Consider the following 14,517-nt stretch of genomic DNA (forward strand, 5'->3'; position numbering starts at 1 on the left):
CCGCTACTGACTTTCAGGGAATTGCTCTGCTAACCCGCTTCGTGCTTGTTGATATGTCATATTTTGTAGTAATTTTCTTAAAGATAACAACATCCTTAAGGAAATAAATGATGCAAACATCCCGCCACTTACGCCCAATGCTAGCGCTTGTGCCTATCCTGTTTAGCAGTTTCGCCCTCGCGCAGAATTGCTTGCAAACCCGTGCAGCCATTGATATCGGTTCGGGCAGTACCAAAATCGCTGTGGCGGAAGTCGATACCTGTCAGCAGCGGATCCATAAAATGCTCTTTCAGCAGCAACTGCCGGTAGCCTACAACGACGCGCTGATGCATTCTGCCGACCAACGGCTACCTGAGTCAGTGATTAAGCAAGGGTTGGCGGCTATCACCCAGGAAGTCAACGTTGCCCGCCGCTTTCACCCAGTGAGTATTCGTGGCGTGGGGACAGCAGTATTCCGTAGTGCCGAAAATGGGCCACAGGTGATGACTTTATTTGCTCAGCACAGCGGCGCCAGTCTTCGCATTATCAGTCAGCGCCAGGAAGCCCTATTAGGCTTTGCTTCTGCCAAAGCAACGCTCAATGATCCGTCGTTGAAGGATGACGATATTCTGGTATGGGATATCGGTGGTGGCTCCATGCAAATGACTACTTTCTATCAGAAAGACGGCAAAATGACGCCGGTGATTTATCAAGGAAAATTAGCCTCTGTCACCCTGAAAAACTACATTATCAGTCTCCTGCAGAATAAGCCGTTACAGGCTGATAGCTCCCCTAACCCTATTGGCACTCAGGCAGAAAATGTCCTGAAATTTGTCCGCTTCTATGCTGATAATGATGTGGACCCGACCATCAAATCGCTGATCACACAACGTAAAGTGATAGGTATCGGTGGCGTGCATGATTATTCCCTGCGTGACCAGTTCGTGAACAAGCCGAACAGCTATACCCTGTCTGGACTAACAGCCCTGGCCGCTGAGCAAGTGAACAAAAGCGATGACCAGCTCTCCGGCGATTACCGTGCCACTGATATCAGTAATTTGTTATTGGTGGAAGGCTATATGCAAGCCCTGAACATACCGCAGGTCACGTTGGCGAAAGCCAGTCTGGTACAGGGTTTACTGACGGAATAACGGCACAGTCATTCACCTTTTCCTAAGAATATTCTCGTTCACTCACACTTAAAAAATCCTTTGCTATACTGAAAAGGAGTTAACCAAACATCATATAAGGAGAGTTTACATGGTAGGTAAAGTGCAGGATAAAGCTGAAGAACTGGCAGGCGCAGCACAGGAAACCTATGGTGATGTTACTGACTCACCTGAGCATTCTGTGAAAGGTGCAGCCCGTAAATACGCTTCCCAGGCAAGCTATGCAGTACGTGATGCTGCAGACACTGTGAAATCACAGGTTTCTGATAAGCCATACACCGGTGTTGCGATTGCCGCAGCCGTAGGTGCTGTGTTCGGATACTTGCTGGGACGTAAATAAACTCACCTTTCTGGCGGGCACATGTACCCGCCACATTGAGTTCATTCTCTTGACCCTGCTTTCTGGCGAAAGTAGGGTTTTTTATTTTTAGAGATGTAACACCTACAAGCTTAGCCAGCATTTCAGTGTAACAACATTGTTATGTTTGATAGTGCTGAGAAGGAGGCTTTATAGGGCGCGGGGGAATGTGCAAATTACCCTAGACGTAAACAACCTTTTTCCATTCCTGCCTGAGTGGCAGCATCCATCACAATTTTTTCCTGCATACCATTGGCCAAACTCACAAGGTATTCTTTATGACCGTTGTTCATTGAGGGGGTATGCAATTCGGTCATTACCGTCACAGCAACATAGCAATGACGACCGTGAAGAAACATTTTAGCCAGCATGGCGACTCTCCTTTTTCTGTGACTGACAGAGTATCCTTTATCAATATGACAATGATTTGTCAGTCATATAAGTTCTGACCGGCACAACCTGTGCCGGAGATAAGCATAGCCGATAAATAGCCTATTCAATTAAATATCGGCTGATTCCGAATAAACTTCGGATTATTTACCACTCGCGGCAGTAAAGCGTAAAAAATCAAACCGTTCTGCGTGTCGGGTTACAACGGCTGTCACGGATTTAAGCGTTAATGACAGAAGTTTACGTTGTTTCTTTTAGCATTTCCGGGAACTGTTCACGGAGAACCCTAGATGAAGAAACGACTCTATGCTTGGTTATTCTTGTTTATTTCAGTCGCCCCGATGGCTAAACCTTTGCGAGTTCACTTGCCTGTAGATGTTCATCACGCCAGCTATCGGCAACCCTTGGTGACAGACACCGCAGACATGCCCGATGAACATATTCGAGAACCGTTAGGGCGAGATAAATTTGCCGCCTGAAATACCTGTGGTCCGGGTATAGGGTTCAGCGGTTATCACGGAGCGGCTAATCGGTCACTCCGTGCTTTTTGATGCTACGATTTGCGTGCACTGAGATAATAACCAATGGTCGCTTGGGCCAAACTTTGTGCAGTGTCGAGGTGTAACTGGTCATCGGGATAACGCGCAATCAGTGGTGTGATATCGGTACAAGCAACCAGCACAGCATCGGCCTGGCGGGTTAGCGCGGAGAGCTGTTGCCAAAGGATAGCGGCATCGGGACTGCTAAAACCGTGCTGTTTTATCTCAGCAATCAACTGAGTCGTCAGCCCACGCAGCGCTGGCGGTTCACTGTAAAGATACCCGCTGTCGCGCAGACGCTGCTGATAAAATCCACTTTGCAAGGTGGGTTCGGTGGCCAATACCATTATCTGGCGAGCCGTGGTAGGCAGCTTTAACAAGGTACTGTCGGCAATATGTAACAGCGGCACACCCGCAGCAGCCTGCTGCATCTCTGCAAAATAACAATGCGCCAAATTACAAGGCACTGCGATCACATCCACCCCCGCTGCGACCAGCTGTTTGATCCCAGCGGTCAAGGCAGCAATCATTGCGGCATCATCTACTGCCTGACCTGGTCGAAACGGTGTTGGCAGCGAAATAATGTGCATCAATGGGAAATCGATGTCGTCTCGAGCACCATATTGCTGCTGACACTCTGTCACCAGCAGATCGATAAAAGGCGCCGTTGAACGCGGCCCCATCCCGGCCAGTACCCCTATAGAGATCGCCACTGATTGTCACTCCTGTGCCATTACAAGGAAAAGTTACCGATAGCAGCAACCAAGACACTATGGGGGCTGACTTATCCGCTTTCAATTGATGACCGTGAAACGCTGCGCATCATCACGCAACAACAGATGCTGTGATTGTATCTCGCTGAGTTGGAGGGTGCCCATCATCCCCATGTCACGACGGATTTCATTACTAATAAGTCGGATGGCATGTCTCACTTCTCGGGCTCCGCCTAAGGCGTTGGCATAATTGAAAGGCCGGCCAATAAAGCAACACTTTGCCCCCAGCGCTAAAGCTTTGATGATATCAGTCCCGCGACGTATTCCGCTGTCGAGCATTACTGTCATGTTTCCAGCCGCCGCAACCACTGCTGGCAGCGCATAGATAGGGGGTAAACTGGTATCCAATTGGCGCCCCCCATGGTTGGAGACAATGATACCGTCGGCACCGAGCGCCTCCGCCCGCGCCGCGTCTTGACTGCTCAGTATACCTTTAATCACTAAGGCGCCCTGCCACTGCGCGCGTATCTGCTCCAGATGCTGCCAACTGATATGGCTGCGCCCACTAAAATCACGGACCACGTGACGTGAGAATAACGGCGCTCCCCGGGTGGCATAGTTATTTTCAAAGTGAAGCTGCCCCCGCACTGCCAAGTTGCGTAACAGGGTGCCACACAGCCAGCGTGGATGACTGATTCCGGACAGTGCTAACCGTAGGCTCGGCCGAAAAGGGGTTGAAAAACCAGCCCGCAGGTTGTTTTCACGGTTAGCCTTAACGGGGGTATCAACGGTGATCACCAAGGTCTTGACCCCCGCATCACTGACTCGCTGCACCAATGCGCGGATAGCCTCTTGCTCACCGGGCAGATAGGCCTGAAACCACATCTGTGGGTTTACACTGACGACTTCTTCTAGCGGGATCAACGACGACCCGCTCATAATAAAGGGAACATTTTCGTCGCGGGCCGCTTGAGCAAGGGCAATATCCCCCTGAAAAGCGGTCATCGCGGCAATACCCATCGGGGCAATGCCGGCAGGTGCGCGATAACGGTGACCGAACAACTCGATATCGGTGTTGACTACTGAGACATCTTTAAGGACTTCCGTACGCAGATAAATCCTTGCAAACGCGGCACGGTTATCATGCAGAGAAATATTATCTTCTACTCCCCCAGATACATAAGCATAGAGTGGTCCTGGCAGTTTTCGTTTCGCTGGACGTTGGTAATCATCAAGACAGAGAAAAGCATTTTTTTTCATAAGGCGAGTCTGGCGGTAAATGTTTGATCCTATTGACTCCTCTGCGATGCAGCAAACAACTTTACTGTCTATAGATATTCGCTCAGCGGTAAAAGCGTTACTGCAGCCACGTTAGCAGGTGCAGGTGCGGGAGCAGAGTCACAATTATTGTTGTGACCTTCTGTTCTCCATCAGAAACTGGTCTTAGGCTAGGGTTATCCATACCGGTACGTTCAATTCATTTGGTGATCTTCATCACATATAGACCCCAAACCCCCTCACAGCTGGATATTCTGCCCCACACTAAAATAACCTTTCCAAGCCATTGCGCGGAGTAACAGTCATGAGTCATTTTTTCTTTGATAATAAAGAGAACCTGGTCGATCAAGCCATCGAAGGGATGATCCGTACTGCTGGCGGCAGACTTAGCCAGTTGAAAACCCCAGACGGTCAACGGATAGTGGTCAGGACTGACTATGATAAATCCCGTGTGGCGCTGCTGTCTGGTGGCGGTTCCGGCCATGAACCTATGCATATTGGTTTTGTCGGTGAAGGGATGCTAACCGGTGCCATTGTCGGGGATATCTTTGCCTCTCCGGGGGTGGACGCGATCCTCAGCGCCATCATAACTGTCACCGGTGATGCGGGTTGCCTGCTGATCGTGAAAAACTATACCGGTGATCGCCTAAATTTCGGCCTGGCAGCAGAAAAGGCGCGTGCCCTCGGTTATCAGGTTGAAATGGTGCTGGTCAGCGACGATATTGCCTTACCGGATAATCCACACCCCCGTGGCCTGGCAGGTACTATCCTCGCCCATAAAATTGCGGGCTATGCTGCCGCTCAAGGCGCATCGCTACAACAGGTTGCTGAAATCACTCGGCAGGCATTGAATAAAATCGCCACGGTGGGACTGGCCATCTCCTCTTGTCACCTGCCCGCCAGCAATAGCAGAGAACGTATCCCAACGGGTAAGAGTGAATTAGGAATGGGGATCCACGGCGAGCATGGCATCACTACCTTAAACACTCAGAACAGCCAACAACTGGTGCGCACACTCAGTGAAATACTACTCGAGCATATCGGCGATCAGCGTGATCTGCTACTGATGGTCAATAACCTTGGCGGCTGTTCACTCTTGGAGATGGCGCTGCTGACTCAACAAGTGTTGAACTCCCCAATAGCTCAGCGCATCAGCTATCTACAAGGCCCCGCGACACTGGCCAGTGCTCTGGATATGAAGGGGTTCTCCCTAACAGTCTTGTCGCTGGATGATGAGTTATTGGCCGCGCTGACTGCACCCGTCGAAGTCAGTGGCTGGTCGCCGGTATATCAACCCACTCAGATGAACTGGCAACCCAGCCAGCCACTGCCGCCAACGTCTACGGTCACGCCGAGTGACAATCCACATACGGCTGAGCTACTGCGCTCCGCCTGCCAATCGCTGCTCGATAGCGAGGAGCAACTGAATACCCTCGACAGCCATGTCGGTGATGGTGACACCGGCTCAACGCTAGCCACCGGAGCGCGCTTTGTACTGAAAGCGCTACAGGAAAAAAAACTGCCGCTGGATGAACCTCCGGCACTGTTACGCTGGTTAGGGGAAAATATCACCACGCCAATGGGCGGTTCCGGCGGTGTATTACTGTCCTTATTGTTCAGCGCTGCTGCCGAAGGCTGCCAGACAGAAAAGTTCCTGGCCCGCGGGTTGCTGGCCGGTCTTGAACAGATGAAAAAATACGGCGGTGCACAGCCGGGGGATCGTACGCTAATCGATGCCCTACAACCGGCATTAGAGGCCTTAAGCCAAGATAAACCGTGGCAACAGGTGGTCGCATCCGCCAAGCAGGGGGCGGATAGCACCGCCCAGATGAAAAAGGCGGCCGCTGGACGCTCTGCTTACCTGAATGAAGACACCCTCAAAGGCCATAAAGATCCCGGCGCTGAGGCTATCAGTATTGTATTCAGTGCGTTGAAAGTGGATTAACCCCTCTCGCCGGCTTCGGCGACTGTCCGTCAGGATCGGCTGTTAGTGGTGGTCATCGCTCTCTGCGAGCCGGTGCAGATTTTCACCAGTAAGTCGGTAATAGCTCACCGATTCTATCACTTCTCCGCCCAGCGATTGATAAAAATGCTGGGCGGCACGGTCATGTTTATCCGATAGCCAGTCTAGACGCAGGCAGCCAGCTTTGCGTGCCAGCCCAGCTAAGAATGCCATCAAGGATCTACCAATCCCTTGCCCCCGCCACGGTGCCGAAACAAACAGCTCTTTGATAAACATCTGGCCGCTAAAACGCGGTGCAGGAAATAGAATAGTGACACAGGCAAAACCGGTGATCCTGCCCTCCTGACGGCTGATATAGACCGAAGTCCCGGCTGTCGGATTAAAAATATTCTCCCGCAGATAGTCACCCATCTCCTGTGGTGTGATCTCGGGAAGATCATGGTAATAATTTTCCATCTCAATAAAAATATCGACCAGAGAGGGCCAGTCTGCGGCAGAGCATTTGCTGATAGTCATAACAGATCCGTTTAGGAGGTGGCAGAGGTACTGCGTTTGGTGAAACTACCATGCTCGGTCAGAGACGACAATGTTCCCTCCGGTTCCGGAGGGATAGCCTTTAGGGTACACTCCCGTGCCCACATGATGCTTGGAAGTCCTGATGACCGTTATTAATGATACGTTTATTGCTCCGCCCTGCAGTGAACAGATTGATGTACTGTATGAAGATCACCAGATAGTGATCATCAATAAGCCATCCGGACTGCTCAGCTTATCGGGAAAAAATCCTGCCAATCTGGATTCGGTCCATCACCGACTGGTCCGCGACTACCCCGGTTGCAGCCTAGTACACCGTTTAGATTTCGGCACTTCGGGCCTAATGGTGGTTGCCCGTGATAAATAGATCAATGCCGCCCTGTGCCAGCAGTTCAGTGCGCGCACGGTCACCAAGGTTTATACGGCTCTGCTAGCCGGTCATTTACAGTCGCCGACGGGGTGTATCGAGGCCGCTATTGCCAAAGATCCGGCACTGTTTCCAAGAATGGTAATCTGTGAGCAGCGTGGAAAACCAGCGCGTTCCCGTTATCAGCTAATGGAAACCGGTTATCTGGCAGCGGGACTGCCTTATAGCCGTTGTGAACTGTACCCAGAAACCGGCCGTACCCACCAGCTGCGCATTCACTGCCAACACTTCGGACATCCTATCCTCGGCTGTGATTTGTATGGTGCTGATGAGTCTCCATCGCTACCCAGACTGATGTTACATGCCAGCAAACTGGCCTTCATCCACCCGCTGAGCGGTATTGCGTTGACATTTGACTGCCCCCCAGCGTTCTAAGCAGGCAGCAAACGGTTGCATTCCCCCGAGTTCCCCCACAAGATAACGCCCTGCCATCAAGTGCCATGTTGCCATAGCGTCGCAAGTTTTTCCCGTTGTGGCCCTTGCGGAGCCCAGGCAATACCGTCCTATCTTAGCGCTTATCGACCTTGGAAGTATGGATGTCCAGGCGTATAGAGCTCCAACATGAATTTCCCTCATGAAGGAGTGAAATTAATTCACTACCTTCTCCCGCCCCACTCTGGCATAAAATATGCCTTATAGATGACAGACATCATGAGCTCGCTGGATGACAGTGCCGAATGTTCAGGCGTAATAACAATGACCTCAGCGTACCGAATAAACACCGGAAGACAGGATCACCATGAATAATAATTTTAGCTTTACGATTACGCGCAGTCGCTTCGATGAGAATTATAATCCATCGGAAAATACCCGTCTGACCACTAACTTTGCCAACTTGGCGCGCGGTGAAAGCCGTCAGCAGAACCTGCGCAATACCTTAGTGATGATCGATAAACGCTTTAATAACTTGGCCCATTGGGACAATCCGAAAAGCGACCGTTACTCTGTTGAGCTGGACATTATCTCTGTGGAGATGAATATTCATACCGCAGAACAGACCGGTACCTTCCCCGCTATCGAAATTTTAAAAACAACCGTGTTGGATAAACATACCGGTCAGCGTATCGAAGGTATTACCGGCAATAACTTCTCTTCCTACGTCCGCGATTACGATTTCAGTGTAGTGCTGCTAGATCATAACAAAGGCAAAAGTGAGTTTACGGTTCCAGAAAACTACGGCGACTTGCACGGTAATATTTTCAAAAAATTCTTGCGCTCCGAGGAATATAACGCGACGTTCAGCAAGCAGCCGGTAATTTGTCTGAGTGTCTCCACCAAGGATACCTATATCCGTACCGGTAACCACCACCCGATACTGGGTCATGAATATAAGCCGCAAGGCAGCTCGCTGACCGAGCAGTATTTCCATAAAATGGGCCTGGAAGTGCGCTATTTTATGCCGCCAAACAGCGTTGCTCCGTTGGCATTCTTCTTCAATGGTGACCTGCTGGCTGATTACACCAATCTTGAATTAATCAGCACTATCAGTACTATGGAAACCTTCCAAAAGATTTATCGTCCTGAAATCTATAATGCTAACTCCGCTGCCGGACACGAATACCAGCCGGACCTGCATTATCAGGATTACTCAGTTACCAAAATTGTCTACGATCGCGAAGAGCGTAGCCGTCTGGCAGTTGAACAGGGTAAATATACCGAAGAGTATTTTATTAAACCTTATAAAGCCCTGCTCGAAGAATGGTCTGCTGACTGCGCACTTTAATTAACGATAACAAAAAGGTCACCTGTAATGAAAATTTTGCTCCCAACCTCTACCGCCGGCAGCCTGCCAAAACCATCATGGATCGCCGAGCCAGAAAAACTGTGGTCGCCGTGGAAACTGGAAGGCCAGGAATTAATCGACGGTAAACTGGATGCACTGCGTGTTTCCCTGCTGGACCAACTGCAGGCCGGTATCGATATTGTCAGCGACGGTGAGCAGACCCGTCAGCACTTTGTCACCACCTTTATCGAACACCTGGAAGGTGTCGATTTTGAGAAACGTGAAATCGTCAAAATCCGTAATCGTTACGATGCCAGCGTACCTTCTGTGGTCGGTGACGTTTCCCGTAAAAAGCCCGTGTTTGTCGAAGATGCTAAATTCCTGCGCAGCCTGACTAAACAGCCGATCAAATGGGCCCTGCCGGGACCGATGACCATGATCGATACCCTGTATGACGGTCACTACAAAAGCCGCGAAAAGCTGGCGTGGGAATTTGCTAAAATCCTTAACCAGGAAGCGAAAGAGTTAGAAGCTGCGGGCGTCGATATTATTCAGTTCGATGAACCTGCGTTTAACGTCTTCTTTGATGAAGTTAACGACTGGGGTGTTGCTACACTGGAACGCGCTATCGAAGGCCTGAAGTGTGAAACCGCGGTGCATATCTGTTATGGCTACGGCATTAAAGCCAACACGGATTGGAAAAAGACCCTAGGTTCAGAGTGGCGCCAATATGAAGAAGCGTTCCCGAAACTGCAAAAATCGAACATCGATATCATTTCACTGGAGTGCCATAACTCCCACGTACCGATGGATCTGCTGGAACTGATCCGCGGTAAGAAAGTGATGGTCGGTGCGATTGATGTTGCCACTAACCAGGTTGAAACCCCGGAAGAAGTGGCGGATACCCTGCGTAAAGCTCTGCAGTTTGTCGATGCTGACAAACTTTACCCTTCTACCAACTGTGGTATGACGCCACTGTCCCGCGAAGTGGCAAACGGTAAGTTAAAAGCCCTGAGCGCCGGTGCGGCCATTATCCGCAAAGAGCTGGGTGCCTAATAATCCCAAGCGGGCAGTGATCGTCTACTGCCCCACTCTTGGTACTAAAACAGGGGTCAGCGCAAGCTGACCCCTGTTTTTACATCCTGCAAACCTATACTACCGAAACTCTGCTAGAGGGTCAGGTTACAAGCCTGGTGCTTTATATTAAAATCATTTATCAGTTTACTGATAACAGGCAGAGAGATGGAGTTTTATCAATGCGACCCGACACGCGAAAATTATTGGCGTGGTATTATTCTTTTTGGCAAAAATGTTGCCTCCTACAAATTCGCTCTCGCCCATGCACTCTACGATTTAAGACACAGTCAGTCAGAACTACTCAGTCTTGAAGAACTGGCACAGCCTTTCAGCGAACACCTCTGCCGACATTTACTCGATGCTCCTAAGCAGATCACCACAAACAGCAGCCGCTATATTGATGCCTGTAATGCATTCAACCAAAGTGAAATCAGTCGGGAGACACTGATTAACACCACGGTACGTCTTGGCTTTAATAATGTGATTGATGCTTTTCATAACGTAAATAGCGCAGAAATTGCGACCCGGTTCTTTATCGATGAGCGTAAAACCGCTAAATCTATCCGTTTGACTGATGATTTCTTTCACCTCGCAGAGACCCAGCAGTTCAGCAACCTCATCGCGGAGACCGACGCACGCTGGCGACTGGTGGAACATGCCTGGGCTAGTGGTGTCTCACGCAACCTGTTGGATGTCGCCTATGATGCAGAAACCAGTGAGTTATATAGCCGCCAGCAGACGCGCAGAGTGACTATTACTAGCTGCAGAAACAGCTTGAATGGTTACCAAAAAGGTCGCTGTTTTTACTGCTATCGGCCAATCGGGGTTGACAGTGGAAACACAGAACTTTGTGATGTTGACCATTTTATACCCTGGTCCTCTCGGCAGAATATTGAAAATATCGACGGTATTTGGAACCTGGTACTTGCCTGCCAACCGTGCAACCGAGGTCAAGGTGGAAAGTTCGCGCAACTGCCCTCACTTGACCTGTTACGGCGATTGCACAAACGTAATGAATATTTTATTAATAGCCACCTGCCATTACGTGAAACCTTAATCAGACAGACCGGAAAAACCGAAGCAACCAGAAGAGAGTTTCTCAATACACAATGGAATACTGCCCTTCACACTGCGCTATTTCATACTTGGCAGCCTGAAGTCTGTGGAGACCCGTTATTTTGAGTAGCGAACAGTATTACCAAACCCATGCGCAGAGCTTTTTTGAGAACACTTATCGGGTCGATATGTCTTCGCTGCATGGGTTATTTTGCCGCTATCTCCCAGAAGGTGCGTGGGTATTGGATGCGGGTTGCGGGTCTGGTCGGGACAGTAAAGTGTTTATTGAAAAGGGATTCCAGGTTGACGCCTTTGATGCCAGTCCGGCGCTTGCAAAACTGGCATCCGGGTATGCCGGTATCTCAGTACACACCCTACGTTTTGAAGAGTTCGTCAGTGATCTGCTCTATGATGGTATCTGGTGTTGCGCCTCTTTATTACATCTCCCCTATTCACAATTATCTGAAGCATTGCTACGTCTAAGTAAAGCCTGCAAATCAGGTGGCGTTATCTATGTCTCATTCAAATATGGTGACCAAGAGCGACAGGTTGGAGAAAGACATTTTACTGATCTTAATGAGGACAGACTGAATACTCTGATCCACTCTGTATCCGCTTTGCGCATCGAAAAATGTTGGACAACTGCTGACCAGCGTCCTGATCGAGATGAACGTTGGTTAAATGCCTTACTCCTTAAGGATAGCTAATCAACGGTTTTCTGGCACCGGGTAACGGCAACTGGGGACCTTTACCCAGTTTCCACTTCCGTCTCTCTAGTCAGGTTTTCTTAGTTTCACGATCAATAGCCCCCCTGCTAGCAGCAGTACTGCCGAAAAAAGGGCCATTCCTTGAACGCCGGTGGTGGCCAACAATCGGCCGCCGACCAGGGCACCGAGACCGATAGCCGCATTAAAAATAGCCACGTACAAGGCAGAGGCGGCTTGTGCCGCATCACCAGCGTTTCGCAGTACCCAGGTCTGTAAACCGACAAAAATTATCGCGATTGCGGCACCCCATAACACCAGTAACGCAATAATGGCTGCGATTGGGAGTGGCGCTAGCCCTTTGAGCCCCAGTAAGACCAACGCAATGGCACTGATAAACAGATTGAGGGTGATCAATCTTTTCAGGTGACGGTCAATCAATTTACCAGCAATCACATTTCCGAATATCCCGGCCAGACCAGAGACCAATAACAATGCCGAGACGCCACTGAACGGAACAGCCTGGATACGAGTCAGCATTGGCTGGATATACGTGAAGGCCGCAAAGTGCGGCACTGATAATAACTGCTGTCGCCACATAAAGTGCCGGCATCTGTGGGTGAGTGCGCCAGCCACGCCCAAGCGGCTGTGTGATAGCTGCCGGTACTGGGCGCGGGCTCTACTTCAATGATGAGAGTCATGCCTTGCAAGCCGCGGTGGCAGGACACGGGGCAGTTATTGCCAGTCAGCTTCTGGTCGGTGACCTGGTCAACCGTGGAGTGTTGGTCGCGCCTTTTGCAGATTCGCTACCGGGGGCTAATTATTACATGATGACACTTGAAGATAAGGCGGATGTGACGGAAATCCGTGCCCTGCGCCAGTGGTTACTACAGATGATGCCGTGAAATATTCAGCCGGCAAAGTGATCTATACGTGATTTTTCGTCAGCATTTTGTGCCGCCTCTTCCTCATCTTAGCGGAGGGAAACGTCACCGCAGCCGAAAACGGCGCGCCCTCACAAAACCAGGTTTTCGCACTGGTGATCAACTGAATGCTATCGTAGGGTATGCCCCGACCCTAACTGCAAGGAGTGCATAAAAGATGGTAACAGAAGAAAGGGTACTGAATTTCTTCAGCCAACAACTCCCCCGGGTAACGCGCTTAGGGATAAAGTCCGTTACCCTGAGAGCCGATGATATTTTGCAGGAGTATGCCGCGAGGGAGGTGCTGGTAGAGGCCATCGCCAACTATGCTGAACACTTTAAGGTCGATATCACCGCCATGGAGGTAGATAACTACTTTCCTTGGACGATACGGGGCTGTTTTCGAAAATGGTTACGCCGTGATACACCGCCAATAGCCAAAACTCCCTTAACCGTCAGGATGTTTGCTAACTCAGCCCGTGCCGGTCGCTGGCTGTATTAACAGCGATGTGATTTTTGCGCAGGCCGCCCGCTATGACGGCCCGCCCATTAACCAGATCGCTGTATCCAGCAATCGGCATCACGCTGTGGTTGTGCTGCAATGAAACCGCTAGCCGTTTTAAGGATGCACTGCCCCCCAGCAAGTCGCCTGCACATCGATCACAAACCGGTATTTCACTTCGCCTCGCAGCATTCGGGCAAATGCCGTTTCAATCTCTTCACCGGTGATCAGTTCAATGTCCGCAGTGATATTATGCTGACCACAGAAATCCAGCATCTCCTGAGTTTCTTGAATACTGCCAATTGAAGAGCCGCTGATACTCAGGCGACGAAACACCATCGGCGTGATATTAGGGGACTGGTGAGGTTTATCGGGGATCCCCACCAGCACCAGCCGACCATTGGTTTTCAAGGTCGCCAAATAAGGATCTAAATCATGCGGCGCAGCAACACAATCAATAATCAGATCTAGTGAAGTCTGGCAAGCAGTCATTTGCGCCGCATCCTTAGAGACCACGACGTTTTTAGCCCCCAGGCGTAGTGCATCCTGCCCTTTCTGTGGCGAGGTGGTAAACAGCGTGACTTCAGCGCCCATGGCACTGGCCAACTGAACCGCCATATGGCCCAAGCCTCCCAGTCCAACAACGCCCACCTGATCCCCAGCCTTGACGTTAAAATGGCGCAACGGTGACCAGACCGTTACCCCAGCACATAACAGCGGGGCTACCCCAGGCAGAGACAGATTTTTCGGAACCGTCACCACAAAATGTTGATCAACAACCAAGCTTTGTGCATAGCCGCCATGGGTATTATCTCCCGTATAACGGTCGATTCCATTGTAAGTCGGCACAAAACCGGCCTCACAATACTGCTCCTCATGCTGTTGGCAGAAATGGCACTCACGACAGGCGTCGACCATCACACCAACCCCAACCAGTTCGCCCACCTTAAACCGACTTGCAGCATGACCGGTTGCCACCACTCGGCCGACGATTTCATGCCCAGGAACCAGAGGATAGCGACTAACCGCCCACTCATTGCGCGCCATGTGTAAATCCGAATGGCAGACACCACAGTAAAGGATATCAATCTTGACGTCTTGAGGTTGCAAGGGGCGCAGTGCGATCTGTCCAGTGGTCAAGGGTTGGGTGGCATCATGAGCCACCAGTGCATTAATTTTCAT

Annotated in this window: 15 protein-coding genes and 2 pseudogenes; 11 read left to right on the forward strand and 6 right to left on the reverse strand. The window is 50.4% G+C overall.

Features of this window, described 5'->3' with window-relative positions; translation table 11 throughout:
- Window positions 1–107 precede the first annotated feature (107 nt).
- Window positions 108–1,130, forward strand: coding sequence for a Ppx/GppA phosphatase family protein (locus DW47_RS0109015; protein ID WP_084689049.1), 1,023 nt, complete (start codon window positions 108–110; stop codon window positions 1,128–1,130).
- A gap of 109 nt (window positions 1,131–1,239) precedes the next feature.
- On the forward strand, window positions 1,240–1,488 hold the full coding sequence (locus DW47_RS0109020) for a glycine zipper domain-containing protein (protein ID WP_029686064.1): 249 nt from the start codon (window positions 1,240–1,242) through the stop codon (window positions 1,486–1,488).
- Between the two features lie 194 nt (window positions 1,489–1,682).
- Here DW47_RS0109020 and DW47_RS0109025 read toward each other — a convergent pair whose 3' ends face one another.
- Window positions 1,683–1,877 (reverse strand): hypothetical protein, encoded by a 195-nt coding sequence (locus DW47_RS0109025; RefSeq protein WP_029686065.1) that lies wholly within the window; start codon window positions 1,875–1,877, stop codon window positions 1,683–1,685.
- 309 nt (window positions 1,878–2,186) lie between these two features.
- On the opposite strand from DW47_RS0109025, the gene DW47_RS0109030 reads away from it, so the two are divergent.
- The gene (locus DW47_RS0109030) at window positions 2,187–2,375 is read left to right on the forward strand and encodes a hypothetical protein (RefSeq protein ID WP_029686066.1); all 189 of its coding nucleotides are present in this window, start codon (window positions 2,187–2,189) and stop codon (window positions 2,373–2,375) included.
- A gap of 74 nt (window positions 2,376–2,449) precedes the next feature.
- Here the strand turns inward: DW47_RS0109030 and DW47_RS0109035 are convergent, their stop codons facing one another.
- Window positions 2,450–3,148, reverse strand: coding sequence for an aspartate/glutamate racemase family protein (locus DW47_RS0109035; RefSeq protein ID WP_051150880.1), 699 nt, complete (start codon window positions 3,146–3,148; stop codon window positions 2,450–2,452).
- A gap of 81 nt (window positions 3,149–3,229) precedes the next feature.
- A complete protein-coding gene (locus tag DW47_RS0109040) occupies window positions 3,230–4,408 on the reverse strand; it encodes an alpha-hydroxy acid oxidase (RefSeq protein ID WP_029686068.1) in 1,179 nt (392 codons plus the stop codon).
- A 322-nt stretch (window positions 4,409–4,730) separates the two neighbouring features.
- Here DW47_RS0109040 and DW47_RS0109045 point away from each other — a divergent pair, with 322 nt between their 5' ends.
- Complete coding sequence (locus DW47_RS0109045) at window positions 4,731–6,371, forward strand: dihydroxyacetone kinase subunit DhaK (protein WP_029686069.1); 1,641 nt, start codon at window positions 4,731–4,733, stop codon at window positions 6,369–6,371.
- A gap of 42 nt (window positions 6,372–6,413) precedes the next feature.
- Here DW47_RS0109045 and DW47_RS0109050 read toward each other — a convergent pair whose 3' ends face one another.
- Window positions 6,414–6,905, reverse strand: coding sequence for a GNAT family N-acetyltransferase (locus DW47_RS0109050; RefSeq protein WP_051150881.1), 492 nt, complete (start codon window positions 6,903–6,905; stop codon window positions 6,414–6,416).
- A 142-nt stretch (window positions 6,906–7,047) separates the two neighbouring features.
- Between DW47_RS0109050 and DW47_RS16345 the strand changes: the two are divergent.
- The 5 genes and pseudogenes from DW47_RS16345 (at window position 7,048) to DW47_RS0109075 (ending at window position 11,913) form a co-directional block, all read left to right on the forward strand.
- Window positions 7,048–7,725: pseudogene (locus tag DW47_RS16345) on the forward strand (RluA family pseudouridine synthase).
- A 364-nt stretch (window positions 7,726–8,089) separates the two neighbouring features.
- On the forward strand, window positions 8,090–9,073 hold the full coding sequence (locus DW47_RS0109060; RefSeq protein ID WP_029686071.1) for a DUF1852 domain-containing protein: 984 nt from the start codon (window positions 8,090–8,092) through the stop codon (window positions 9,071–9,073).
- A 27-nt stretch (window positions 9,074–9,100) separates the two neighbouring features.
- Window positions 9,101–10,129 (forward strand): methionine synthase, encoded by a 1,029-nt coding sequence (locus tag DW47_RS0109065; protein ID WP_029686072.1) that lies wholly within the window; start codon window positions 9,101–9,103, stop codon window positions 10,127–10,129.
- A gap of 186 nt (window positions 10,130–10,315) precedes the next feature.
- Window positions 10,316–11,332, forward strand: coding sequence for an HNH endonuclease (locus DW47_RS0109070; protein ID WP_029686073.1), 1,017 nt, complete (start codon window positions 10,316–10,318; stop codon window positions 11,330–11,332).
- Window positions 11,329–11,913 carry a class I SAM-dependent methyltransferase gene (locus DW47_RS0109075; RefSeq protein ID WP_029686074.1) on the forward strand — a complete coding sequence of 195 codons (585 nt, stop codon included), beginning with the start codon at window positions 11,329–11,331 and terminating at the stop codon, window positions 11,911–11,913. Before DW47_RS0109070 ends, DW47_RS0109075 begins: the two co-directional genes overlap by 4 nt.
- Window positions 11,914–11,979: 66 nt before the next feature.
- Here DW47_RS0109075 and DW47_RS16350 read toward each other — a convergent pair whose 3' ends face one another.
- Window positions 11,980–12,510: an MFS transporter gene (locus tag DW47_RS16350; protein WP_051150882.1), complete on the reverse strand. Its 531-nt coding sequence runs from the start codon at window positions 12,508–12,510 to the stop codon at window positions 11,980–11,982.
- A 74-nt stretch (window positions 12,511–12,584) separates the two neighbouring features.
- Here DW47_RS16350 and DW47_RS0109085 point away from each other — a divergent pair.
- Window positions 12,585–12,815 (forward strand): annotated as a pseudogene (locus DW47_RS0109085) (LysR substrate-binding domain-containing protein); the annotation flags it as partial.
- 196 nt (window positions 12,816–13,011) lie between these two features.
- Window positions 13,012–13,335: a DUF1493 family protein gene (locus DW47_RS0109090; protein ID WP_029686107.1), complete on the forward strand. Its 324-nt coding sequence runs from the start codon at window positions 13,012–13,014 to the stop codon at window positions 13,333–13,335.
- 117 nt (window positions 13,336–13,452) lie between these two features.
- On the opposite strand, the gene DW47_RS0109100 is transcribed toward DW47_RS0109090, so the two are convergent.
- The gene (locus DW47_RS0109100) at window positions 13,453–14,517 is read right to left on the reverse strand and encodes an NAD(P)-dependent alcohol dehydrogenase (RefSeq protein WP_029686108.1); all 1,065 of its coding nucleotides are present in this window, start codon (window positions 14,515–14,517) and stop codon (window positions 13,453–13,455) included.

It is taken from the genome of Tatumella saanichensis, from assembly GCF_000439375.1.
GTDB lineage: Bacteria > Pseudomonadota > Gammaproteobacteria > Enterobacterales > Enterobacteriaceae > Tatumella > Tatumella saanichensis.